Annotated in this window: 27 protein-coding genes and 1 pseudogene; 26 read left to right on the forward strand and 2 right to left on the reverse strand. The window is 58.3% G+C overall.

What is annotated here, in order from left to right; translation table 11 throughout:
• Positions 1 to 117: 117 nt before the first annotated feature.
• The 4 genes and pseudogenes from rplJ to rpoC all read left to right on the forward strand — a co-directional run bounded on the left by rplJ (position 118) and on the right by rpoC (position 9,864).
• On the forward strand, positions 118 to 636 hold the full coding sequence (gene rplJ, locus OEG84_RS02435; protein WP_267652258.1) for a 50S ribosomal protein L10: 519 nt from the start codon (positions 118 to 120) through the stop codon (positions 634 to 636).
• Between the two features lie 62 nt (positions 637 to 698).
• Complete coding sequence (gene rplL, locus OEG84_RS02440) at positions 699 to 1,070, forward strand: 50S ribosomal protein L7/L12 (RefSeq protein ID WP_267652259.1); 372 nt, start codon at positions 699 to 701, stop codon at positions 1,068 to 1,070.
• A 260-nt stretch (positions 1,071 to 1,330) separates the two neighbouring features.
• On the forward strand, positions 1,331 to 5,473 hold the full coding sequence (gene rpoB, locus OEG84_RS02445; RefSeq protein WP_267652260.1) for a DNA-directed RNA polymerase subunit beta: 4,143 nt from the start codon (positions 1,331 to 1,333) through the stop codon (positions 5,471 to 5,473).
• A gap of 181 nt (positions 5,474 to 5,654) precedes the next feature.
• Positions 5,655 to 9,864 (forward strand): annotated as a pseudogene (gene rpoC, locus OEG84_RS02450) (DNA-directed RNA polymerase subunit beta').
• A gap of 74 nt (positions 9,865 to 9,938) precedes the next feature.
• Here the strand turns inward: rpoC and OEG84_RS02455 are convergent.
• Both OEG84_RS02455 and OEG84_RS02460 read right to left on the reverse strand, forming a co-directional pair.
• Positions 9,939 to 10,403 (reverse strand): DUF302 domain-containing protein, encoded by a 465-nt coding sequence (locus OEG84_RS02455; protein ID WP_267652261.1) that lies wholly within the window; start codon positions 10,401 to 10,403, stop codon positions 9,939 to 9,941.
• A gap of 294 nt (positions 10,404 to 10,697) precedes the next feature.
• Complete coding sequence (locus OEG84_RS02460; RefSeq protein ID WP_267652262.1) at positions 10,698 to 10,994, reverse strand: transcriptional regulator; 297 nt, start codon at positions 10,992 to 10,994, stop codon at positions 10,698 to 10,700.
• A gap of 272 nt (positions 10,995 to 11,266) precedes the next feature.
• Here OEG84_RS02460 and OEG84_RS02465 point away from each other — a divergent pair, with 272 nt between their 5' ends.
• The 22 genes from OEG84_RS02465 to rplF all read left to right on the forward strand — a co-directional run bounded on the left by OEG84_RS02465 (position 11,267) and on the right by rplF (position 24,356).
• On the forward strand, positions 11,267 to 11,521 hold the full coding sequence (locus OEG84_RS02465) for a GlsB/YeaQ/YmgE family stress response membrane protein (protein ID WP_267652263.1): 255 nt from the start codon (positions 11,267 to 11,269) through the stop codon (positions 11,519 to 11,521).
• 475 nt (positions 11,522 to 11,996) lie between these two features.
• Positions 11,997 to 12,368, forward strand: a complete 372-nt coding sequence (gene rpsL / locus OEG84_RS02470) for a 30S ribosomal protein S12 (RefSeq protein WP_007197105.1) — start codon at positions 11,997 to 11,999, stop codon at positions 12,366 to 12,368.
• Between the two features lie 68 nt (positions 12,369 to 12,436).
• Positions 12,437 to 12,907, forward strand: coding sequence for a 30S ribosomal protein S7 (gene rpsG, locus OEG84_RS02475; RefSeq protein WP_267652264.1), 471 nt, complete (start codon positions 12,437 to 12,439; stop codon positions 12,905 to 12,907).
• A gap of 29 nt (positions 12,908 to 12,936) precedes the next feature.
• Positions 12,937 to 15,027, forward strand: coding sequence for an elongation factor G (fusA, locus tag OEG84_RS02480; RefSeq protein ID WP_267652265.1), 2,091 nt, complete (start codon positions 12,937 to 12,939; stop codon positions 15,025 to 15,027).
• Positions 15,028 to 15,129: 102 nt separating this feature from the next.
• The gene (tuf, locus tag OEG84_RS02485; protein ID WP_267652266.1) at positions 15,130 to 16,305 is read left to right on the forward strand and encodes an elongation factor Tu; all 1,176 of its coding nucleotides are present in this window, start codon (positions 15,130 to 15,132) and stop codon (positions 16,303 to 16,305) included.
• A 71-nt stretch (positions 16,306 to 16,376) separates the two neighbouring features.
• A complete protein-coding gene (gene rpsJ, locus OEG84_RS02490) occupies positions 16,377 to 16,685 on the forward strand; it encodes a 30S ribosomal protein S10 (RefSeq protein WP_003547547.1) in 309 nt (102 codons plus the stop codon).
• Positions 16,686 to 16,763: 78 nt separating this feature from the next.
• Positions 16,764 to 17,468: a 50S ribosomal protein L3 gene (gene rplC, locus OEG84_RS02495; RefSeq protein ID WP_267652267.1), complete on the forward strand. Its 705-nt coding sequence runs from the start codon at positions 16,764 to 16,766 to the stop codon at positions 17,466 to 17,468.
• Positions 17,468 to 18,088, forward strand: coding sequence for a 50S ribosomal protein L4 (gene rplD / locus OEG84_RS02500; RefSeq protein ID WP_267652268.1), 621 nt, complete (start codon positions 17,468 to 17,470; stop codon positions 18,086 to 18,088). The genes rplC and rplD overlap by 1 nt, the downstream gene beginning before the upstream one ends.
• Complete coding sequence (locus OEG84_RS02505) at positions 18,085 to 18,378, forward strand: 50S ribosomal protein L23 (protein ID WP_267652269.1); 294 nt, start codon at positions 18,085 to 18,087, stop codon at positions 18,376 to 18,378. Before rplD ends, OEG84_RS02505 begins: the two co-directional genes overlap by 4 nt.
• A 39-nt stretch (positions 18,379 to 18,417) precedes the next feature.
• Positions 18,418 to 19,254 carry a 50S ribosomal protein L2 gene (gene rplB / locus OEG84_RS02510; RefSeq protein WP_267652270.1) on the forward strand — a complete coding sequence of 279 codons (837 nt, stop codon included), beginning with the start codon at positions 18,418 to 18,420 and terminating at the stop codon, positions 19,252 to 19,254.
• 15 nt (positions 19,255 to 19,269) lie between these two features.
• Entirely contained in the window at positions 19,270 to 19,548 is a 279-nt protein-coding gene (gene rpsS, locus OEG84_RS02515) for a 30S ribosomal protein S19 (protein ID WP_267652271.1), read from the forward strand.
• Positions 19,549 to 19,550: 2 nt separating this feature from the next.
• Complete coding sequence (rplV, locus tag OEG84_RS02520; protein WP_267652272.1) at positions 19,551 to 19,940, forward strand: 50S ribosomal protein L22; 390 nt, start codon at positions 19,551 to 19,553, stop codon at positions 19,938 to 19,940.
• Positions 19,940 to 20,644, forward strand: coding sequence for a 30S ribosomal protein S3 (rpsC, locus tag OEG84_RS02525; protein WP_267652273.1), 705 nt, complete (start codon positions 19,940 to 19,942; stop codon positions 20,642 to 20,644). Before rplV ends, rpsC begins: the two co-directional genes overlap by 1 nt.
• Positions 20,645 to 20,679: 35 nt before the next feature.
• Complete coding sequence (gene rplP / locus OEG84_RS02530) at positions 20,680 to 21,093, forward strand: 50S ribosomal protein L16 (protein WP_045648399.1); 414 nt, start codon at positions 20,680 to 20,682, stop codon at positions 21,091 to 21,093.
• Between the two features lie 11 nt (positions 21,094 to 21,104).
• Positions 21,105 to 21,305, forward strand: a complete 201-nt coding sequence (gene rpmC, locus OEG84_RS02535) for a 50S ribosomal protein L29 (protein WP_267652274.1) — start codon at positions 21,105 to 21,107, stop codon at positions 21,303 to 21,305.
• A gap of 12 nt (positions 21,306 to 21,317) precedes the next feature.
• Positions 21,318 to 21,557 (forward strand): 30S ribosomal protein S17, encoded by a 240-nt coding sequence (gene rpsQ / locus OEG84_RS02540; RefSeq protein ID WP_267652275.1) that lies wholly within the window; start codon positions 21,318 to 21,320, stop codon positions 21,555 to 21,557.
• A gap of 234 nt (positions 21,558 to 21,791) precedes the next feature.
• Positions 21,792 to 22,160 (forward strand): 50S ribosomal protein L14, encoded by a 369-nt coding sequence (gene rplN / locus OEG84_RS02545; protein ID WP_267652276.1) that lies wholly within the window; start codon positions 21,792 to 21,794, stop codon positions 22,158 to 22,160.
• Between the two features lie 11 nt (positions 22,161 to 22,171).
• Complete coding sequence (rplX, locus tag OEG84_RS02550) at positions 22,172 to 22,483, forward strand: 50S ribosomal protein L24 (RefSeq protein WP_267652277.1); 312 nt, start codon at positions 22,172 to 22,174, stop codon at positions 22,481 to 22,483.
• On the forward strand, positions 22,476 to 23,033 hold the full coding sequence (rplE, locus tag OEG84_RS02555) for a 50S ribosomal protein L5 (protein ID WP_267652278.1): 558 nt from the start codon (positions 22,476 to 22,478) through the stop codon (positions 23,031 to 23,033). Before rplX ends, rplE begins: the two co-directional genes overlap by 8 nt.
• A 34-nt stretch (positions 23,034 to 23,067) precedes the next feature.
• Complete coding sequence (gene rpsN, locus OEG84_RS02560) at positions 23,068 to 23,373, forward strand: 30S ribosomal protein S14 (RefSeq protein ID WP_267652279.1); 306 nt, start codon at positions 23,068 to 23,070, stop codon at positions 23,371 to 23,373.
• A gap of 12 nt (positions 23,374 to 23,385) precedes the next feature.
• Entirely contained in the window at positions 23,386 to 23,784 is a 399-nt protein-coding gene (gene rpsH, locus OEG84_RS02565) for a 30S ribosomal protein S8 (RefSeq protein WP_267652280.1), read from the forward strand.
• Between the two features lie 38 nt (positions 23,785 to 23,822).
• On the forward strand, positions 23,823 to 24,356 hold the full coding sequence (gene rplF / locus OEG84_RS02570) for a 50S ribosomal protein L6 (protein ID WP_267652281.1): 534 nt from the start codon (positions 23,823 to 23,825) through the stop codon (positions 24,354 to 24,356).
• Positions 24,357 to 24,366 lie beyond the last annotated feature (10 nt).

Here is a 24,366-nt window from a genome sequence, read left to right on the forward strand (position 1 = left end):
TATCGGCGTAAGGGGACAGGATCCTCAAGCGTCGCTTGTGGGTTCGTTATGAATCCCTGGCGGCAAAGGCAAACCCGGCAGGTGGTGCTTGCATCATCTGTCAACTGGAGAAACGCAGTGGATAGAGCGGAAAAACGCGAATTCGTCGCGGAACTGAACGGTGTTTTCACCAACGCCGGTTCGGTTGTCGTGGCCCACTACGCCGGTCTTACGGTTGCGCAAATGAACGACCTTCGGTCGCGCATGCGCACAGCCGGGGGCACCGTCAAGGTCGCGAAGAACCGCCTTGCCAAGATCGCTCTTCAGGGCACGGAGTCAGAAGGGGTCAGTGACCTTTTCATCGGCCAGACGCTCATCGCCTACAGCGATGATCCGGTGACCGCTCCGAAAATCGCCGTCGAGTTCACCAAGGTCAGCGACAAGCTGGTCATCCTTGGTGGCGCGATGGGGGCGACAACTCTCGATGCTGATGGAGTCAAGGCACTAGCCACGATGCCGTCACTAGACGAGTTGCGCGCGAAACTTATCGGCATGATTACCACGCCGGCAACGCGCATCGCCCAGATCGTCAACGCACCCGCAGGTGCTGTGGCGCGCGTCATTGGCGCTTATGCCCGGAAGGACGAAGCCGCATAAGGCGGAACTTCGCTGTGAATTAGATCAACACCGGTTCGAACCGAATACAAGGAAGTAAGAAAATGGCTGATCTCGCCAAAATCGTGGAAGACCTTTCCAACCTGACCGTCCTGGAAGCTGCTGAGCTGTCCAAGATGCTTGAAGAAAAGTGGGGCGTCTCTGCCGCTGCACCGGTAGCTGCCGCTGCCGCTGCTGCTGCTCCTGCTGAAGCCGCTGAAGAGAAGACTGAATTTGACGTGATCCTGGCCGAAATCGGCGCCAACAAGATCAACGTCATCAAGGAAGTCCGCGCTATCACCGGTCTCGGCCTCAAGGAAGCCAAGGATATGGTTGAAGCAGCTCCGAAGGCTGTCAAGGAAGCCGTCTCCAAGGGCGAAGCTGAAGACGTCAAGAAGAAGCTTGAAGACGCCGGCGCCAAGGTCGAAATCAAGTAATTCAAAATCGCATCCGGGGGCGGTGCTGCTGCCTCATCCCCGGATGCACCCTGTCGCTGAACGGATTACCCAAAAGCCCGAAAACGGCTTTTGGGTAATGGGTTCTTCAAAAGGATAGTCTCGAACCAGACCGCAAGGCACTCCGGCCGCGCCGTACTGGGAATGAGACGAGATTGAACGAATTCATTTATATGACGGAGTCGCTTGGCCAGCGGCGATCGCCTGTTGCAGGCCCGGATGCAAATTGACAAGGAGCGACGATGGCTCAGACCCTTTCCTTCAATGGTCGCAGGCGCGTACGCAAGATCTTCGGAAAAATCCCGGAAGTGGCGGATATGCCGAACCTCATCGAGGTTCAGAAGGCATCCTACGACCAGTTCCTGATGGTGGACGAACCGCAGGGCGGTCGTCTGGACGAAGGACTGCAGGCAGTATTCAAATCGGTGTTTCCGATTTCCGACTTTTCCGGCAGTGCGATGCTGGAATTCGTGTCCTACGAATTCGAATCTCCCAAATTCGACGTTGAGGAATGCCGTCAGCGCGATCTGACCTATGCAGCGCCGCTCAAGGTGACACTGCGTCTGATCGTGTTTGATATCGACGAGGATACGGGCGCCAAGTCGATCAAGGACATCAAGGAACAGAATGTCTACATGGGCGATATGCCGCTCATGACCGACAACGGCACCTTTGTCGTCAATGGTACCGAGCGCGTCATCGTCTCGCAGATGCACCGGTCGCCAGGCGTGTTCTTTGACCACGACAAGGGCAAGAGCCATTCCTCGGGCAAGCTTTTGTTTGCCGCGCGTGTCATTCCCTACCGCGGTTCCTGGCTCGATATCGAATTTGACGCCAAGGACATCGTTCACGCCCGTATCGACCGTCGCCGCAAGATTCCGGCAACATCGCTGCTGATGGCGCTGGGCATGGATGCCGAAGAAATCCTGTCGACCTTCTACACCCATTCCGTCTATGCGAAGGATGGTGAAGGCTGGCGGATTCCGTTCCATCCGGAGACCCTCAAGGGCACCAAGGCGCTGGCCGACATGATCGACGCCGACAGCGGCGAAGTCGTTGTCGAATCCGGCAAGAAGCTGACCCCGCGCCTGTTGCGCCAGCTCACCGAGAAGGGCGTCAACTTTATCAAGGCGACCGACGAGGATCTGTTTGGTTCCTACCTGGCCGAAGACATCGTCAATCCGCAGACCGGTGAGGTGTTCCTCGAAGCCGGCGACGAGATCGACGAAAAGACTCTTCCGGTTCTGGCGGAAGCCGGGCTCACCGAGATCCCGGTGCTCGACATCGACCACATCAATGTCGGCGCCTATATCCGCAACACACTTGCTGCCGACAAGAATGAAGGTCGCCAGGACGCGTTGTTCGATATCTACCGCGTGATGCGTCCGGGTGAGCCGCCAACCATCGATTCAGCGGAAGCGATGTTCAATTCGCTGTTCTTCGATTCAGAACGCTACGATCTGTCGGCAGTTGGTCGCGTCAAGATGAACATGCGTCTCGACCTCGACGCCGAGGACACCGTGCGCGTGCTGCGCAAGGACGACATCCTGGCTGTGGTCAAGACCCTCGTTGCGCTGCGTGACGGCAAGGGCGAAATCGACGACATCGACAACCTCGGCAACCGCCGGGTGCGCTCGGTCGGCGAGCTGATGGAAAATCAGTACCGTCTTGGCCTGCTGCGTATGGAGCGCGCCATCAAGGAGCGTATGTCGTCGATCGAAATCGACACCGTGATGCCGCAGGACCTGATCAACGCCAAACCGGCCGCCGCTGCGGTGCGTGAATTCTTCGGCTCCTCGCAGCTGTCGCAGTTCATGGACCAGGTCAATCCGCTGTCCGAGATCACCCACAAGCGCCGTCTTTCGGCGCTTGGACCTGGCGGTCTGACACGCGAACGCGCCGGCTTCGAAGTGCGTGACGTGCACCCGACGCACTATGGTCGTATCTGCCCAATTGAAACGCCGGAAGGCCCGAACATCGGCCTGATCAACTCGCTGGCAACTTTCGCCCGGGTCAACAAGTACGGCTTCATCGAAAGCCCGTACCGGAAGATCAAGGACGGAAAGGTCACCAAGGAAGTGATCTATCTTTCGGCCATGGAAGAGGCGAAGTATTTCGTCGCTCAGGCAAATGCCGAACTCAGCGAAGACGGCTCGCTTGTCAACGAGTTCATCGTCTGCCGCCATTCCGGCGATGTGATGATGACCCCGCGTGACAACATCGACCTGATGGACGTGTCGCCACGCCAGCTGGTCTCGGTGGCTGCTGCCTTGATCCCGTTCCTGGAAAACGATGACGCCAACCGCGCCCTGATGGGCTCGAACATGCAGCGTCAGGCGGTTCCGTTGGTCCGCGCAGAGGCTCCGTTTGTGGGCACTGGCATGGAGCCGATCGTGGCCCGTGACTCTGGCGCCGCCATTGCCGCACGTCGCGGCGGTGTTGTCGACCAGGTCGATGCCACGCGTATCGTTATCCGTGCCACCGAGGAGATGGAAGCCTCGCGGTCGGGTGTCGACATCTATCGGCTGCAGAAGTTCCAGCGTTCCAACCAGAACACCTGCATCAACCAGCGTCCGCTGGTGACCGTGGGTGACCTGATCAACAAGGGCGATATCATCGCCGACGGTCCGTCGACCGATCTTGGCGATCTCGCGCTTGGCCGCAACGTGCTCGTCGCGTTCATGCCCTGGAACGGCTACAACTACGAGGACTCGATCCTTCTGTCCGAGCGCATCGTCTCTGATGATGTGTTTACCTCCATCCACATCGACGAGTTCGAAGTGATGGCGCGTGACACCAAGCTTGGACCGGAAGAAATCACCCGCGATATCCCCAACGTTTCGGAAGAAGCGCTGAGGAACCTTGATGAGGCCGGTATCGTCTATATCGGCGCCGAAGTGGCTCCGGGCGACATTCTAGTCGGCAAGATCACGCCGAAGGGCGAAAGCCCGATGACGCCGGAAGAGAAGCTTCTGCGCGCCATCTTCGGTGAGAAGGCTTCGGACGTCCGGGACACCTCGATGCGGATGCCGCCGGGAACCTACGGCACCATCGTTGAAGTTCGCGTTTTCAACCGCCACGGCGTTGAAAAGGACGAGCGTGCAATGGCCATCGAGCGCGAGGAAATCGAGCGCCTGGCCAAGGACCGCGACGACGAACAGGCCATTCTTGACCGTAACGTCTACGGCCGTCTGTCGGACATGCTCAATGGCAAGGCGGCGATCGCCGGACCCAAGGGCTTCAAGAAGGGTGCGGAAGTCAACGAGGAGACCACCTCCGACTATCCGCGTTCGCAATGGTGGACGTTCGCCGTTGAAGATGAAGCGTTGCAGGGCGAAATCGAAGCGCTGCGGGCCCAGTACGACGATTCCAAGAAGCTGCTCGAAGCCCGCTTCATGGACAAGGTCGAAAAGGTTCAGCGTGGCGACGAACTGCCGCCAGGCGTGATGAAGATGGTCAAGGTTTTTGTTGCCGTGAAGCGCAAGCTTCAGCCGGGCGACAAGATGGCTGGCCGCCACGGCAACAAGGGTGTGGTTTCCCGCATTCTGCCTTGCGAAGACATGCCGTTCCTTGAAGACGGAACTCACGTCGACATCGTGCTCAACCCGTTGGGCGTGCCGTCGCGTATGAACGTCGGACAGATCCTTGAAACCCACCTTGGGTGGGCTTGTGCCGGTATGGGCAAGAAGATCGGTGCCATGCTCGATGCGTATAACGAAGGCGGTGATATCCAGCCGCTGCGTGACACCATCGACAGCGTCATCGGTACTGGTCCGAAGGGTGAACCGATCAAGCAGTATGATGATCCGTCAATCGTCCGTCTGGCCGAACAGACACGCCGTGGCGTGTCGATCGCAACGCCGGTGTTCGACGGTGCGGTTGAGGCTGACATCAACATCATGCTTGCTCAGGCAGGTCTCGATGTTTCGGGGCAGTCGACGGTCTACGATGGGCGTACTGGCGAAACCTTCGACCGTCCGGTGACCGTGGGCTACATCTATATGCTCAAGCTCAACCACTTGGTCGACGACAAGATCCATGCTCGTTCGATCGGACCTTACTCGCTCGTTACCCAGCAGCCGCTGGGCGGCAAGGCGCAGTTCGGTGGTCAGCGCTTCGGGGAAATGGAAGTCTGGGCGCTGGAAGCCTATGGCGCCGCCTACACCCTGCAGGAAATGCTGACGGTGAAGTCTGATGACGTAGCCGGCCGCACCAAGGTCTATGAGGCGATCGTCCGAGGCGACGACACCTTCGAGGCCGGTATTCCGGAGAGCTTTAACGTTCTCGTCAAGGAAATGCGGTCGCTTGGCCTCAATGTCGAGCTGGAATCGAACAAGATCGACGGTATCGCCGAGCCGGATGAACTGCCGGACGCGGCTGAATAAAGCCTGGAAGGCGCGAGGGGCAGATCGTCCCTCGCGCCATATCCTTCCCGCTTTAAATGCGGGCGGGAGATGACGCTCGCTTCTATCGCGGGCACACACGAATTTCAGGCGATGGCCTGTTGCCGGGGGTCTGCCGGCGCCGTCGCAAGCCAAGGGCGAACAGCCCTAAAAGGAGACAGGCATGAACCATGAGGTCATGAATCTTTTCAACAACAATGTTCCGGCGCAGACGTTCGATTCCATCCGGATCTCGATCGCCAGCCCCGAGAAGATTCTTTCCTGGTCCTTCGGCGAAATCAAAAAGCCGGAGACGATCAACTACCGTACTTTCAAGCCCGAGCGCGATGGCTTGTTCTGTGCCCGCATTTTCGGTCCTATCAAGGATTACGAATGCCTCTGCGGCAAGTACAAGCGGATGAAGTACAAGGGCGTCATCTGTGAAAAATGCGGCGTCGAAGTTACGCTCAGCCGCGTTCGCCGTGAGCGCATGGGCCATATCGAGCTCGCCGCACCGGTTGCCCACATCTGGTTCCTGAAGTCGCTGCCGTCGCGCATCGGCACGCTGCTCGACATGACGCTCAAGGATATCGAGCGGGTTCTCTACTTTGAGAACTACATTGTCACCGAGCCGGGCCTGACGTCGCTCAAGGAGAACTCGCTTCTCTCTGAGGAAGACTACATGGTCGCCGTCGACGAGTTCGGCGAAGATCTCGTTCACCGCCATGATCGGCGCTGAAGCGATCTTTGAACTGCTGGCCTCGATGGACCTCGAGCGCATTGCCGGTGAATTGCGCACAGAGCTTGCCTCGACGACTTCTGAACTGAAGCAGAAGAAGTTCATGAAGCGTCTCAAGATCGTTGAGAGCTTCATCGATTCAGGCAACCGTCCCGAATGGATGATCATGAAGGTCGTTCCGGTGATCCCGCCGGACCTGCGTCCGCTGGTGCCGCTCGATGGCGGCCGCTTTGCGACCTCCGACCTGAACGATCTCTATCGCCGCGTGATCAACCGGAACAACCGTCTCAAGCGGCTGATCGAACTGCGTGCGCCTGGCATCATCATCCGCAACGAAAAGCGGATGCTGCAGGAAGCCGTTGATGCGCTGTTCGACAACGGTCGTCGCGGCCGCACCATCACCGGTGCCAACAAGCGTCCGCTGAAGTCTTTGAGCGACATGCTCAAGGGCAAGCAGGGCCGTTTCCGTCAGAACTTGCTCGGCAAGCGCGTCGACTATTCCGGCCGTTCGGTCATCGTCACCGGTCCGGAACTCAAGCTGCACCAGTGCGGCTTGCCCAAGAAGATGGCGCTCGAACTGTTCAAGCCGTTCATCTATGCGCGTCTTGACGCCAAGGGCTATTCGTCCACGGTCAAGCAGGCCAAGAAGCTGGTTGAGAAGGAAAAGCCGGAAGTTTGGGATATCCTCGACGAGGTCATCCGCGAGCACCCGGTCCTCTTGAACCGCGCGCCGACGCTTCACCGTCTTGGCATTCAGGCATTCGAGCCGGTGCTGGTCGAAGGCAAGGCCATTCAGCTTCACCCGCTGGTCTGTACCGCGTTTAACGCCGACTTCGATGGCGACCAGATGGCAGTTCACGTGCCGCTGTCGCTGGAAGCACAGCTTGAAGCCCGCGTGCTGATGATGTCGACCAACAACATTCTGCATCCGGCCAACGGCGCACCGATCATCGTGCCGTCGCAGGACATGGTGCTGGGTCTCTATTATCTCTCGATCCAGGCTGAGAACGAGCCGGGCCAGGGCATGGTGTTCTCCGATATGGGCGAACTGCATCACGCGCTGGAAAACAAGATTGTTACCCTGCACACCAAGATCAAGGGCCGTTTCAAGTCCGTTGACGCCGAAGGCAACCCGGTTTCCAAGATCTTTGAAACCACGCCTGGTCGCATGATCATCGGCGAGCTTCTGCCCAAGAACGTCAATGTGCCGTTCGACACCTGCAACCAGGAAATGACCAAGAAGAACATTTCCCGGATGATCGACACCGTCTACCGCCACTGCGGTCAGAAGGACACGGTGATCTTCTGCGACCGCATCATGCAGCTCGGCTTCGGTCATGCCTGCCGCGCCGGCATTTCGTTCGGCAAGGACGACATGGTGATCCCCGATTCCAAGGCCCGGATTGTCGGCGAGACCGACACGATGGTGAAGGAATACGAGCAGCAGTACAATGACGGCCTGATCACTCAGGGCGAGAAGTACAACAAGGTTGTCGATGCCTGGGGCAAGGCTACCGAAAAGGTCGCCGACGAAATGATGGCGCGCATCAAGTCTGTCGAGTTCCATGAAAATGGCCGTCAGAAGCAGATGAACTCGATCTACATGATGAGCCATTCCGGCGCCCGTGGTTCGCCGAGCCAGATGCGCCAGCTGGGCGGCATGCGTGGCCTGATGGCCAAGCCGTCGGGTGAAATCATCGAGACGCCGATCATCTCGAACTTCAAGGAAGGCCTGACCGTGAACGAGTACTTCAACTCGACACACGGTGCCCGTAAGGGACTTGCCGACACTGCGCTGAAGACCGCCAACTCCGGTTACCTGACCCGTCGTCTCGTCGACGTGGCGCAGGATTGCATCGTCAATCAGATCGATTGCGGCACCAAGGAAGGCCTGACCATGACGGCAATCGTCGATGCCGGTCAGGTTGTGGCATCGATCGGTCAACGTATCCTTGGCCGGACCGCGCTGGACGACATCAACCATCCGATCACTGGCGAAACCATCGTCAAGGCCGGAACCATGGTGGATGAAGCCCAGGTGCTCGAAGTCGAGGCTGCGGGCATTCAGTCGGTGCACATCCGTTCGCCGCTGACATGCGAAATCCAGACCGGCATCTGTGCTGCCTGCTACGGTCGCGACTTGGCTCGCGGCACGCCCGTCAACATCGGTGAAGCGGTTGGCGTTATCGCCGCCCAGTCGATCGGTGAGCCGGGTACCCAGCTGACCATGCGTACCTTCCACCTTGGCGGCACAGCCACCGTGGTTGACCAATCCTTCCTGGAAGCTTCCTACGAGGGCACGGTGCGTATCAAGAACCGCAACATGCTGCGCAATTCCGATGGCAATCTGATTGCCATGGGCCGCAGCATGGCTGTCCAGATCCTGGATGAAGCCGGTACCGAGCGTTCTTCGCAGCGTGTGGCTTACGGCTCCAAGATCTATGTCGATGACGGCGATGCGGTCAAACGCGGCCAGCGTCTGGCTGAGTGGGATCCGTACACACGGCCGATGATGACGGAAATCGAGGGTACCGTGGAATTCGAAGATGTCGTCGATGGCATCTCGGTTCTCGAAGCCACCGACGAGGCAACCGGCATCACCAAGCGTCAGGTCATTGACTGGCGTTCGACCCCGCGCGGTGTCGATCTCAAGCCGTCGATTGTCATCAAGGGCAAGGATGGCGAGATCGCCAAGCTGGCACGTGGCGGCGAAGCTCGCTTCCAGTTGTCTGTGGATGCTATTCTGTCGGTCGAACCCGGCGCCAAGGTCAGCCAGGGTGACGTTCTTGCCCGTGTGCCGCTCGAAAGCGCCAAGACCAAGGACATCACCGGTGGTCTGCCGCGGGTTGCCGAACTGTTCGAAGCTCGCCGTCCGAAGGATCACGCCATCATCGCCGAGATCGATGGTACCATTCGCTTCGGCCGCGACTACAAGAACAAGCGTCGCATCCAGATTGAGGCCGCCGAGGATGGCGTCGAACCTGTCGAGTATCTCATCCCGAAGGGCAAGCCCTTCCACTTGCAGGATGGCGATTACATCGAAAAGGGCGATTACATCCTCGATGGTAACCCGGCACCGCATGACATTCTGGCGATCAAGGGCGTGGAGGCACTTGCCTCGTATCTCGTCAACGAGATCCAGGAAGTTTATCGTCTGCAGGGCGTTCTCATCAACGACAAGCACATCGAAGTGATTGTCCGGCAGATGCTGCAGAAGGTCGAAGTCACAGATGCAGGCGATTCCGTCTACATCGTCGGCGACAATGTCGATCAGATCGAACTCGACAATGCCAATGACCGTCTGGTCGAACAGGGCAAGAAGCCGGCACACGGCGTTCCGGTTCTGCTTGGTATCACCAAGGCCTCGCTGCAGACCCCGTCCTTCATCTCGGCGGCTTCGTTCCAGGAGACCACCAAGGTGCTTACCGAGGCTGCGGTCGCCGGCAAGGTCGATACGTTGCAGGGTCTGAAGGAGAACGTCATCGTCGGTCGTCTGGTGCCAGCAGGTACCGGCGGTACCATGACGCTGATCCGTCGCATCGCCACATCGCGCGACGATCTGATCATCGACGAACGTCGCAAGACTTCCGGCGCGGAAACGGCAGCGCCGATGCTGACCGACATGAACACCGAAGAGCCGTCGCCCGCCGAATAGGGCCGCAGTTCCGATCCAATAAAAAAGGCCGCCTTTCGGGGCGGCCTTTTTCGTTACGAACGCCTGAGAGCGAGCTATTTCGAAGCGACGTCGGTCAATTTCCCCAGCGCTCCGGCCATTACGTCGAAAGCCTTGTCCGCCCCTTCGACCTGGTGGCGTGCCTTGAGGGCGGCGGGATCGAGATAGCCGACCCGGGTCTGGCCCTGCTCATCCCAGATAAGGACGCGGTTCGGCAGGTCGATCCCGGCACGCGGTGAAGCCTGCAAGATCGGGGTGCCGATTTTCGGATTGCCGAACATGATGAGTGTCATGTCGGCGAGCTCCGCATCGATGCTCCTGGCGCCTGCGGCGTGATCCACGCGGGCAAATACCTTGGCACCGGCCTTTTCCACCGCGGCCACCAGTTTGTCGGCGGTCTGTTCCACCGATGCGTCGCTGTTCTTGATGATCCAGTCGTCTTCAGCGCGCACGGAACCGGCTGTCGCCATCAGCAACGTTGCTGCTGTAGCTGCGAATTTCAGATTTCTCGATAATGTCATGATTTTGCGTTTCCCTCGACTGTTGCATCTGCTGCTATCAACGGCCGGAAGCATCCACGGGTTCCCGTGGTGCGAACGAACGGTCGCCATGCTGTCGGGCTGGGCCATCGCATGCATGGCGCAGTGATCCGCTGATAGGGAAGACAAACACATTGTCGGACCGCGGCTAAATCACCTTTGCCGTGGTGCGCGCACAATATGGTGATTATCGGACCGCGGAATGGGGAAGGCGGTGTTGCGGGTCTTATGGACCTGGGACGGCAACCGCGTCACCACGCAAGTGCGGAAGGAGTGTCAGTCGAAAGCAATGACTGCGACTTCGCCTTCGAGCGCACCCTGATAAGCCGACGCATGCGGTTCTTCGTCGGGCATTCCGCCCATCAGGCCGATCTGGTTGAGGTCGGCCTCGGCAAATCCTTTGGCCGACAGCGCGTCGAGGCAATGTCGCACTGCGGTGTCTTCATCGGGCGCGACGATGAGCACGTGAAAAGGCCGTTTCTCGCCGCCTTTTTGCCGGTTCACCTGGCCAATGATGATGAAGACGGTTGCCGTGCCGCTGTCGTCGTTTTCATTGTCATTGTCAAACTTCATGGCACCATCCTTTCCGCATTGGAGTAGGGCCTGTTTGTCATGTTGCAGGCGCGAAGGCAACGCGACTGCCCAGGTTCGGCTGATATCCTCTGCACCAGCGCACAGACAACCTCTCTGTCACGCTTGCGGGCGGTTCGACTTCATGCTTCTCTGATTGAGCGAAGACCCCGGGCACCGCAGAGCCGCAAGGCTGGCGCCGGGGAAGGGCGCTTTGGCGGGAATGTGCCCATCCGCCGTGCGCCCCGGTGTATAGGGCACGGGAGGGATGAGAAATGGATATCGGTAGTCTTGTGGTTTTCCTGTTGATCGGCGCGGTCGCTGGTTGGCTTGCCGGCATCATCATGAAGGGCTTTGGTTTCGGGCTGATCGGCAATATCGTGGTCGGGATTGTCGGCGCCTTCATCGCCGGTCTGGTGCTGCCGATGGTCGGCATCGCTATTGGTGGCGGCATAATCGGGTCTATCATTCATGCCACCATCGGCGCGGTGATCCTGTTGTTTATCATCGGGCTCGTCAAACGCGCCTGAGCAATCACAGAATCGGTCCGGGCGACTCGATTCGCCGTTCCGGTCAGCAGTCCCGGGTTTGAGCGGTTGTTTCATCCGAGTCGGCTGCTGCGGTACTTGTAGCCAAGCAATAAAGGCCGGGATTGGGACTTGCAGGCACAATTATCTGTCTCAGTAACGCGCAGGCGGTCCTCTTGCGACGGCAAAAGACGATTTTCTTCGCCATGGCCTTGACGGAATGGGGGAAGTCAGTAGTTACCGGCCACTGAGATCGATGTGAGGCGCTTTTCTCCGGGACGACACGTCCTGGAACTTGTCTCAAACAAGGTTCCAAACTGCACTGCGAACTGACAATGCTGCACGCATGACGCTGACGATTGCGTCCTCTGCTTTTTGGGGTCCTCCGGCAAAACCGGATCGGCCCTTGTTTTGCGCATACTGTTTGCAGGCATGGTGGTCCGAAAGGGCGAAACATGAATTCTAAAGGGATGGTTACATGCCAACTGTAAACCAGCTGATCCGCAAGCCGCGCCAGGCGCCGGTAAAGCGCAACAAGGTTCCCGCGCTGGAGCAGAATCCGCAGAAGCGCGGCGTTTGCACCCGTGTGTATACCACGACCCCGAAAAAGCCGAACTCGGCGCTTCGTAAGGTTGCAAAGATTCGCCTGACAAACGGCTACGAAGTGATCGGTTACATTCCGGGTGAAGGTCATAACCTTCAGGAACACTCGGTTGTGATGATCCGCGGCGGCCGCGTAAAGGATTTGCCCGGCGTGCGTTACCACGTCATTCGCGGTGTTCTCGATACCCAGGGCGTCAAGAACCGCAAGCAGCGCCGCTCGAAGTACGGCGCCAAGCGTCCGAAGTAATTGTGTCGGCCAGTCGCGTCATTCCATGCGGCTGGCTGTTTCGACCCATCAGTTGAAAGACGAAAAGTATGTCACGACGTCACAGTGCAGAAAAGCGTGAGATCAACCCGGACCCGAAGTTCGGCGATCTGGTCATCACAAAGTTCATGAACGCCATCATGATGCACGGCAAGAAATCAGTTGCCGAGCAGATCGTCTATGGTGCGCTTGACCAGGTTGAGACCCGTTCCAAGTCGGAGCCGGTCACCCAGTTCCATACGGCGCTTGAAAATGTTGCGCCGCATGTGGAAGTGCGCTCCCGCCGGGTTGGTGGTGCTACCTACCAGGTGCCGGTTGATGTGCGTCCCGAGCGTCGTCAGGCGCTGGCCATTCGCTGGCTGATTGCTGCAGCGCGCAAGCGTAACGAGACCACCATGGTTGAGCGCCTGTCGGGCGAACTCATGGATGCCGCAAACAACCGCGGCAGTGCAGTCAAGAAGCGGGAAGATACCCACAAGATGGCTGATGCCAACCGCGCATTCTCGCATTATCGCTGGTAACAACGACCCGCATTCGAAAGGCATTCAAGATGGCGCGCGAATACGCAATCGAAGACTACCGAAATTTCGGCATTATGGCGCATATCGACGCCGGCAAGACCACGACCACCGAGCGGGTGCTGTTTTATACCGGCAAGTCGCACAAGATCGGTGAAGTTCATGACGGTGCTGCCACCATGGACTGGATGGAACAGGAGCAGGAGCGTGGTATTACCATTACCTCTGCTGCGACCACCACGTTCTGGAAGGGCCGCACCGGCAAGGTTTGCCACTTCAATATCATCGACACCCCTGGTCACGTCGACTTCACCATTGAAGTTGAGCGTTCGCTGCGTGTGCTCGACGGTGCCATCGCGCTGCTTGATGCCAATGCCGGTGTTGAGCCGCAGACCGAAACGGTCTGGCGTCAGGCTGACAAGTACAATGTTCCGCGGATGATCTTCTGCAACAAGATGGACAAGACCGGCGCCGATTTCTATCGTTCGGTGTCGATGGTCAAGTCGCGTCTTGGTGCGATCCCGGTTGTCATGCAGCTGCCGATTGGCGCTGAAACCGAATTCAAGGGTGTTGTCGATCTGATCGAGATGAATGCGCTGGTCTGGCGTGATGAATCGCTTGGCGCTCAGTGGGACATTGTTGAGATCCCTGAAGATCTCAAGGAAAAGGCCGTGGAATACCGCGAGCTGCTCATCGAAAATGCCGTGGAAGCCGACGAGGCTGCCATGGAGCGTTATCTCGAAGGAACGATGCCGGACAATGACGAATTGCGCGCACTGGTTCGCAAGGGCACCATCGCCGTTCAGTTCTTCCCGATGTTCTGCGGTTCGGCCTTCAAGAACAAGGGCGTTCAGCCGCTTCTCGACGCAGTTGTCGAATATCTGCCGAGCCCGATTGATGTTCCTGCCATCGAAGGCATCGACGTCAAGACCGAAGAAGAAACGACCCGGCCCGCTTCCGATGAAGCGCCGCTGTCGATGCTGGCCTTCAAGGTAATGAATGACCCCTTCGTCGGTTCGCTTACCTTCGCACGGATCTATTCCGGCAAGCTCGAGAAGGGCTCGTCGGTCATGAACACCGTCAAGGACAAGCGCGAGCGCGTCGGTCGCATGTTGCAGATGCACTCGAATTCCCGTGAGGACATCGAGGAAGCATTTGCCGGTGATATCGTTGCACTTGCCGGCCTCAAGGAAACCACCACGGGTGATACACTGTGTGATCCGCTCAAGCCGGTGATCCTCGAGCGTATGGAATTCCCTGAGCCGGTCATTCAGATCGCGATCGAGCCGAAGACCAAGGGCGACCAGGAAAAGATGGGCCTCGCGCTCAACCGTCTGGCTGCCGAAGATCCTTCGTTCCGCGTCAAGACCGACGAGGAATCGGGTCAGACCATCATTGCAGGCATGGGCGAATTGCATCTGGACATCCTCGTTGACCGTATGCGTCGCGAGTTCAAGGTCGAAGCCAACGTCGGTGCGCCGCAGGTTGCTTACCGTGAATCGATTACCAAGGCTTACGAAGCCGATTACACCCACAAGAAGCAGTCGGGTGGTTCGGGTCAGTTCGCACGGGTCAAAATCCGTTTCGAGCCGAACGACGAGACCGAAGAGTTCATCTTCGAATCCAAGGTCGTCGGTGGTTCGGTTCCCAAGGAATACATCCCGGGTGTCCAGAAGGGCATCAACAGCGTGATGAATTCCGGACCGCTTGCCGGCTTCCCGATGCTGGGTATCAAGGCAACCTTGATCGATGGCGCCTACCACGATGTGGACTCCAGTGTCCTCGCCTTCGAAATTGCCGGTCGCGCCTGCTTCCGCGAAAATTCGAAGTTCATGGGCCCGCAACTGCTCGAGCCAATCATGGCCGTTGAAGTTGTGACCCCTGAAGATTACGTCGGTGACGTGATTGGCGACTTGAACTCCCGCCGTGGTCAGATCCAGGGGCAGGAAATGCGCGGCATCGCCGTGGTCATTGACGCTCATGTGCCGCTGGCCAACATGTTCAAATACGTTGATACGCTGCGCTCGATGTCGCAAGGCCGCGCCCAGTACACGATGACGTTTGATCACTACGCGGCGGTTCCGTCGAATGTCTCCCAGGAGATCCAGGCGAAATACGCATAATTTGCCGGACTGCCGGGCCCGCGTCCCACGACGCCGGCCCGGACCGGAGACCGAAACTGTAAATTGCCCCGCAACGGGCTGAATGAGAATGGAGAGCCGACGATGGCAAAGGGTAAGTTCGAGCGCAATAAGCCGCATGTAAACATCGGCACGATCGGTCACGTTGACCACGGCAAGACGTCTTTGACGGCTGCGATCACCAAGTATTTCGGTGATTTCAAGGCCTATGACCAAATTGACGCGGCGCCGGAAGAAAAGGCGCGCGGCATCACCATTTCGACCGCCCACGTCGAATATGAAACCGAGGCCCGCCACTACGCCCACGTCGATTGCCCAGGCCACGCCGACTATGTGAAGAACATGATCACCGGTGCCGCGCAGATGGATGGCGGTATTCTGGTTGTGTCGGCTGCCGACGGCCCGATGCCCCAGACCCGCGAGCACATCCTGCTGGCCCGTCAGGTTGGCGTTCCGTCGCTGGTGGTGTTTTTGAACAAGGTCGACCAGGTTGACGACGAAGAGCTTCTTGAACTCGTCGAGATGGAAGTCCGTGAGTTGCTGTCATCCTACGACTTCCCGGGCGACGATATTCCGATCATCAAGGGCTCGGCGCTTGCCGCGCTCAATGATGGCGACAAGGCAATCGGCGAAGACGCCATCCGCGCGCTGATGGCCGCTGTTGACGAATACATCCCGACGCCTGAGCGTCCGATCGATCAGCCGTTCCTGATGCCGATCGAGGACGTGTTCTCGATCTCCGGCCGTGGCACGGTTGTCACCGGTCGCGTCGAGCGCGGCGTTGTCAAGGTTGGCGAGGAAATCGAGATCGTCGGTATCCGCGACACCCAGAAGACGGTCTGCACCGGCGTTGAAATGTTCCGCAAGCTGCTCGATCAGGGCCAGGCCGGCGACAACATCGGCGCATTGCTTCGCGGCGTTGGCCGTGAGGACGTCGAGCGTGGCCAGATCCTGTGCAAGCCGGGTTCGGTCAAGCCGCACACCAAGTTCAAGGCAGAAGCCTACATTCTGACCAAGGAAGAGGGTGGCCGTCATACGCCGTTCTTCACCAACTACCGTCCGCAGTTCTACTTCCGCACGACCGACGTGACGGGTGTTGTGACACTGCCGGAAGGCACCGAAATGGTGATGCCGGGCGACAACATCTCGGCTGACGTGACACTGATCGTGCCGATCGCGATGGAAGAGAAGCTTCGCTTCGCCATCCGCGAAGGCGGCCGCACCGTTGGTGCCGGCATCGTCGCTTCGATCATCGAGTAATAAACTGGGTCAGGTCGCGCGGTTCGGGCAAACCGGATCGCGCGGTCCTCACACAAGCAAGGACAATTCGAATGAACGGTCAGAACATCCGCATCCGCCTCAAGGCGTTTGACCACCGGATCCTTGATGCCTCCACGCGTGAAATCGTGTCGACGGCAAAGCGGACCGGCGCGAGCGTCCGCGGCCCGGTCCCGCTGCCGACCCGGATCGAAAAATTTACGGTCAACCGCTCGCCGCACATCGACAAGAAGAGCCGCGAGCAGTTCGAAATGCGCACCCACAAGCGCCTTCTCGATATTGTTGATCCGACCCCGCAGACCGTTGATGCGCTTATGAAGCTGGATCTCGCCGCGGGTGTTGATGTGGAAATCAAGCTTTAAGGCCCAGGGCCTTAAGGACAGGGAACGAGGCAGGTAGGGGCGAGGCCCCGACAGGCTCATCTCAAGAGGAATGAACCGATGCGTTCAGGTGTGATTGCACAAAAAGTGGGAATGACCCGGGTCTACAACGACGCCGGAGACCATATCCCCGTTACCGTCCTGCGGATGGAAAACTGCCAGGTGGTAGCCCAGCGTACGGAAGAGAAGAACGGCTATACCGCTGTTCAGCTCGGCGCTGGCGTCGCCAAGGTCAAGAATACGTCCAAGGCCATGCGCGGTAACTTCGCCATTGCCAATGTCGAACCCAAGGCCAAGCTGGTCGAGTTCCGTGTGAGCTCGGACAACTTGATCGATGTCGGTTCGGAAATTGCAGCGAGTCATTTCGTTGCCGGCCAGTTGGTCGATGTTTCCGGTGTCACTCAGGGTAAAGGCTTTGCCGGCGCCATGAAGCGCCACGGCTTCGGCGGTCTTCGCGCCACCCACGGCGTTTCGGTTTCGCACCGTTCGCACGGCTCGACCGGTTCCAACCAGGATCCGGGCAAGGTCTGGAAGGGTAAGAAGATGGCTGGCCACATGGGTAGTACCCGCGTGACCACGCAGAATCTCGAAATTGTCTCGACCGATGTCGATCGCGGCCTGATCCTGATCAAGGGTGCGGTTCCGGGCTCCAAGGGTGCCTGGATCGTTGTTCGCGACGCCGTCAAGTCCGGTATCCCGGCTGATGCGCCCCTTCCTGCGGCGCTTCGCGCGGCAGCCAACGTATCGAATGAGGGAGCCGAATAATGGATCTTACCGTCACCACCCTCGAGGGCAAGGACGCAGGAAAGATTTCGCTTTCCGACGCGATCTTCGGTCTCGAGCCGCGTCAGGATCTGATCCAGCGCATCGTGCGCTGGCAGCTTGCAAAGAAGCAGCAGGGCGGTCACAAGACCCTCAGCCGCTCGGAAATTGCTCGCACCGGCGCCAAGATGTTCAAGCAGAAGGGTACGGGCCGCGCCCGTCACCACGCTGCAAGTGCACCGCAGTTTCGTGGCGGCGGCCGGGCTCATGGTCCGGTTCTTCGCAGCCACGCCCATGACCTTCCCAAGAAGGTGAGGGCACTTGGCCTGCGGCATGCGCTTTCAGCCAAGTTTGCAGCATCTGAGATCATCGTCGTTGATAGCCTTTCGGCTTCCGATCCGAAGACCAAGGCGCTGGCCGGTTCGCTGAGCAAGCTCGGCCTCGTCAACGCCCTGTTCATCGGCGGCGCCGAGGTTGACAAGAATTTCAGCCTCGCAGCGGCCAACATTCCCAATGTCGATGTGTTGCCGATCCAGGGCATCAATGTTTACGACATCTTGCGTCGCGGCAAGCTGGTCTTGTCCAAGGACGCTATCGCGGCCCTGGAGGAGCGCTTCAAATGACGGACATTCGCCATTATGATGTGATCGTCTCTCCGTCGATCACTGAAAAATCAACTTTGGTATCTGAACAGAACCAGGTTGTCTTCAACGTCGCCCGGCGTGCTACCAAGCCTCAAATCAAGGCTGCGGTCGAAGCGCTGTTCGGTGTCAAGGTTACTGCGGTCAACACGCTGCTGCGCAAGGGTAAGACCAAGCGCTTCCGGGGTATCGCGGGCCGCCAGTCAGACGTGAAAAAGGCGTATGTGACACTTGCCGAAGGCCAGTCGATCGACGTCTCCACCGGTCTGTAAGGACTGCGCGGGAATAAGCCCTCAAAAGGGAACAGGAAAATGGCACTGAAAAGTTACAATCCGACGACCCCGAGCCAGCGTCAGCTGGTCATCGTTGATCGTTCGGGTCTTCATCGCGGAAAGCCGGTCAAGTCCTTGACGCAGGGCCTTCACAGCAAGGGTGGCCGTAACAACCACGGCCGGGTTACAGCCCAGTCGATTGGTGGTGGTCACAAGCGCACTTACCGCATGGTTGATTTCAAGCGTCGCAAGTTCGACGTTGAGGCGACTGTCGAGCGTATGGAATACGACCCCAACCGGTCGGCCTTCATCGCTCTGATCACCTATGCCGACGGCGAGAAGTCCTATATTCTCGCACCGCAGCGTCTGACTGCCGGTGACAAGGTGATTTCGTCCGACAAGGCTGTGGACGTGAAGCCAGGCAATTGCATGCCGCTTCAGTTCATGCCGGTTGGCACGATCGTCCACAATATCGAGATGAAGCCGGCCAAGGGCGGCCAGGTTGCCCGCTCTGCAGGCGGCTACGCTCAGTTGGTCGGTCGTGATCAGGGCATGGCAATCATGCGCTTGAACTCCGGCGAACAGCGCTTGGTTCAGGGTGCCTGCCTCGCCACTGTCGGCGCGGTGTCCAACCCGGACCACTCCAATATCAACGATGGCAAGGCCGGTCGGTCGCGCTGGAAGGGCAAGCGCCCGCATGTTCGCGGTGTCGCCATGAACCCGGTCGATCACCCGCACGGCGGCGGCGAAGGCCGCACCTCCGGTGGTCGTCACCCGGTTAGCCCCTGGGGCAAGCCGACCAAGGGCAAGCGCACGCGTTCGAACAAGTCGACTGACAAGTTCATCATGCGTTCGCGCCATCAGCGCAAGAAGTAAGAGAGGAAGTCTCCAATGGCTCGTTCAGTATGGAAAGGTCCGTTTGTTGACGGCTATCTTCTCAAGAAAGCTGAGAAGGTTCGCGAAGGCGGCCGCAACGAAGTGATCAAAATGTGGAGCCGCCGCTCCACCATCATGCCGCAGTTCGTCGGCCTGACATTCGGCGTGTACAACGGAAGCAAGCACATTCCGGTCAACGTGTCCGAGGACATGGTCGGCCAGAAGTTTGGCGAATACTCCCCGACGCGGACGTATTATGGCCATGGCGCCGACAAGAAAGCGAAGAGGAAGTAACGATGGGCAAGGCTAAAACCGAACGCCGGCTCAAGGACAACGAGGCGCAGGCAGTTGCCCGCACCATTCGTATCAGCCCGCAGAAGCTCAACCTGGTAGCCGCACTCATTCGCGGCAAGAAGGTTGACAAGGCGCTGGCCGAGCTTGAGTTTTCGCGCAAGCGTATCGCTTCGACCGTCAAGAAGACGCTTGAATCGGCGATCGCAAACGCCGAGAACAACCACGACCTTGATGTTGATTCGCTGATCGTTGCCGAAGCCTATGTCGGTAAGTCGATTGTCATGAAGCGCTTTCACGCTCGTGGCCGCGGTCGCGCCTCGCGGGTCGAAAAGCCATTCGCGCATTTGACCATCGTCGTGCGTGAGATGGAAGCCAAAGAGGAGGCCGCGTAATGGGTCAGAAAATCAATCCAATCGGTTTTCGCCTCGGCATCAACCGTACCTGGGACAGCCGTTGGTTCGCCGACAACGCCGAATACGGCAAGCTGCTTCATGAAGATCTGAAGATCCGCAAGTACCTGCAGAACGAACTCAAGCAGGCTGGCGTTTCCAAGATCGTCATCGAACGCCCGCACAAGAAGTGCCGCGTCACCATTCACGCTGCCCGTCCTGGCCTGATCATTGGCAAGAAGGGTGCGGACATCGAAAAGCTGCGCCGCAAGCTTGGCGAAATGACCCAGTCGGAAACGCACCTCAACATTGTTGAAGTTCGCAAGCCGGAAGTCGACGCCACTTTGGTTGCGCAGTCTATTGCCCAGCAACTCGAGCGCCGTATTGCTTTCCGTCGCGCCATGAAGCGCTCGGTTCAGTCGGCCATGCGTCTTGGTGCCGAGGGCATCAAAATCACCTGCGGCGGCCGTCTCGGCGGCGCGGAAATCGCGCGCACCGAATGGTACCGTGAGGGCCGGGTGCCGCTTCACACGCTGCGTGCCGACATCGATTACGGCACGGCTGAAGCCAAGACCGCTTACGGAATTTGTGGCGTCAAGGTCTGGATCTTCAAGGGCGAAATTCTTGAGCATGATCCCATGGCGTCTGAACGTCGCGCTACGGAAGGCGACGCATCGGGCGGCAACCGCCGGCGCGAACACGCCTGATCTTGCGCCAGGCAGACAATTCGGAGAATTAGACAATGTTGCAGCCAAAGCGTACTAAGTACCGCAAGCAGTTCAAGGGCCGCATCAAGGGCGTGGCCAAGGGCGGCTCGGACTTGAATTTCGGAGCTTACGGCTTGAAGGCACAGGAGCCCGATCGCGTCAATGCACGTCAGATCGAAGCAGCTCGTCGCGCCATCACCCGTCACATGAAGCGTGCCGGCCGTGTTTGGATCCGCATCTTCCCGGACGTGCCTGTCACATCCAAGCCGACGGAAGTCCGCATGGGTAAGGGCAAGGGTTCGGTTGATTACTGGGCGGCCAAGGTCAAGCCCGGACGGATCATGTTCGAAATCGACGGCGTCAGCGAAGAGCTTGCCCGTGAAGCCCTGCGTCTCGGCGCAGCCAAGCTTTCGGTCAAGACCCGCTTCGTGCAGCGCATCGCAGAGTAAGGAGACGGATCATGAAAGCCGCAGATGTTCGCGCCATGAGCGTTGACCAACTCAATGACGAGCTTGCCAAGCTGAAGAAAGAGCAGTTCAACCTGCGTTTCCAAGGTGCTACCGGACAGCTTGAAAAAACTTCGCGGGTCAGGGAAGTCCGCCGCGACGTCGCTCGCATCAAGACCATTGCCCGCCAGAAGGCGGCCGAATCCAAGGCCTAAGGACCGAAGAACATGCCAAAACGCATTCTGCAGGGCACTGTTGTCAGTGACAAGAACGAGAAGACCGTGGTTGTCCGCGTGGAACGCCGTTTCGCGCATCCGGTCATGCGGAAAATCGTGCGCCGCACGAAGAACTACAAGGCGCACGACGAAAACAACCAGCACAAGGTTGGCGACGAGGTTTCCATTCAGGAATGCGCGCCGATCTCAAAGGACAAACGCTGGACTGTCATCGAGACAGCCCAGGCTTGAATGAACGGGATTTGAGGTGAGGCTATTGCACCTTGTCGAGAATCCTGTATGAAGCAGGCCATTGGCGCAGAACGCCCGGGAATCGGGCGTTCTTCTGCTTTCAGCGCATGGAAGGTCCGTTTGCGGAAACCACCTTGGCAATATCCTTCCCGCGCACAAAAGAATTGACTCATAAGCTGGCATAGGTGGCCTCTGCGCCCAACCGTGTCGGTAACAACAAGAAGGCGGCCTGATATGATTCAGATGCAAACAAACCTCGACGTCGCGGATAATTCCGGCGCTCGTCGTGTCATGTGCATCAAGGTTCTGGGCGGTTCCAAGCGGAAGTATGCTTCTATCGGCGACATCATTGTCGTCTCGATCAAGGAAGCCATTCCGCGCGGCCGCGTTAAGAAGGGTGATGTGATGAAGGCGGTTGTGGTTCGCACAGCCAAGGACATCCGTCGCGCCGATGGCAGCGTCATCCGCTTTGACGGAAACGCAGCTGTCCTGATCGACAACAAGAAAGAGCCGATCGGCACCCGCATCTTCGGACCGGTTCCGCGCGAATTGCGCGCCAAGAGCCACATGAAGATCATCTCCCTGGCTCCTGAAGTGCTGTAAGGAACGAACCGATGCAAAAGATCCGCAAAGGCGACAAGGTCGTCGTTCTGACAGGCAAGGACAAGGGCCGTACCGGCGAAGTCCTCGTCGTGATGCCGAAAGAAGACCGGGCCGTGGTCCGGGGTTTGAATATGGTCAAGCGCCATCAGCGCCAGTCCCAGACCCAGGAAGCCGGCATCATCAACAAGGAAGCCTCGCTTCATCTCTCCAACCTCGCGGTTGCAGACCCCAAGGACGGCAAGCCGACCCGTGTCGGTTTCCGTATCGAGGGCGAGAAGAAGGTTCGCGTGGCTAAGCGTTCTGGAGAAGTGATCGATGGCTGATGCAAAATATGAGCCGCGGCTCAAGACCGAATACGTTGAGCGCATCCGCAAGGCTATGCAGGAGCAGTTCGCCTACGCGAACGAAATGCAGATCCCGCGCATGGACAAGATCGTCATCAACATGGGCGTTGGTGAATCCACCGCTGATTCCAAGAAGCCCGCGATAGCGGCCGAAGACCTGGCGGCAATCGCCGGTCAGAAGCCTGTCATTACCCGCGCACGCAATTCGATCGCCGGCTTCAAGCTGCGCGAAGATATGCCGATCGGCGCCAAGGTGACGCTTCGCGGCGCTCGCATGTTTGAGTTCATGGATCGTTTGATCACCATCGCGCTTCCCCGCGTTCGTGACTTTCGCGGCCTGAACCCCAAGAGCTTTGACGGTCGTGGCAATTTTGCCATGGGCATCAAGGAACACATCGTGTTTCCGGAGGTCAACTACGACAAGGTTGATCAGATCTGGGGCATGGACGTCATCGTTTGTACGACGGCTAAAACGGACGACGAAGCACGGGCTCTTCTCAAAGAGTTCAACTTCCCTTTCCCCAAGTAGTCGTAACGGCATTCATGAAAAAGGATATCTGAATATGGCGAAAGTCAGCGCAATTCAAAAGAACAAGCGCCGCCGCAAGCTGGTCGAGCGTGACGCCGCTAAGCGCGCCGCACTCAATGCGATCACGCACAATCAGGAACTTTCCATCGAGGAACGTTTCCGTGCAACCTTGAAGCTGGCCGAAATGCCGCGCAACGGATCCAAGATCCGCGTTCGCAATCGCTGCGAAGTGACCGGCCGTCCGCGTGCGTATTACCGCAAGCTGGGCATGTCGCGTATCGCTTTGCGTGATCTCGGGTCACTGGGCAAGGTGCCCGGCCTCGTCAAGTCGAGCTGGTAAGGAGCGCGTGAGATGGCAATGACTGATCCTCTGGGCGATATGCTCACACGCATCCGCAATGGTGTCGCCCGTCGCAAGTCGTCGGTATCGACGCCTGCATCGAAGCTGCGCGCTCGGGTGCTCGACGTTCTGGAAGCCGAAGGTTATATTCGCGGCTATACCGAAGTGGCGTTCGACAACGGCAAGGCTGAATTGAGCATCGAGCTCAAGTATCATGAAGGCGCACCGGTGATCCGTGAGATCGCCCGCGTTTCCAAGCCAGGCCGGCGTGTATACGTCTCCGTGAAATCCATTCCGCAGGTCGCTAACGGTCTCGGCATCACGATCCTTTCGACTCCGAAGGGCGTTTTGGCCGATCACATCGCGCGCGAGCAGAATGTTGGTGGTGAGGTTCTCTGCTCGATCTTCTGATCGTGCAGAACCTCCAACTCGAACAGACAGGTTGAACAATGTCTCGTATCGGTAAAAAGCCCGTTCCGGTTCCCGCCGGTGTAACTGCGACGATTGACGGCCAGAAAGTGGTCGCCAAGGGTCCCAAGGGTGAGTTGATCTTCGTCGCCAATGACGAAGTTGCGCTCAAGCTCGAGGACAATGCGGTCGTCGTCACGCCCGTGGATAATTCCAAGGGCGCCCGCTCCAAATGGGGCATGTCGCGTACAATGATTGCCAATCTCTTCACTGGTGTGAAGGACGGGTACGAACGCAAGCTCGAAATCAACGGCGTGGGTTATCGCGCGACCATGCAGGGACGTAATCTGCAGTTGGCCCTTGGCTTTAGCCACGATGTCGTTTATCTGCCGCCGGAAGGCGTCAATATTGCTTGTCCCAAGCCGACGGAAATCGTCATCTCCGGGATCAACAAGCAGGTGCTTGGCCAGGTTGCGGCAGAAATCCGTGCCTATCGCAAGCCTGAACCCTACAAGGGCAAGGGCGTTAAATATGCTGAAGAGCGGATTGTCCGCAAAGAAGGCAAGAAGAAGTAAGGAAGACGCG

Origin of the sequence: Hoeflea algicola (assembly GCF_026619415.1) — a bacterium.
Lineage (GTDB): Bacteria > Pseudomonadota > Alphaproteobacteria > Rhizobiales > Rhizobiaceae > Hoeflea > Hoeflea algicola.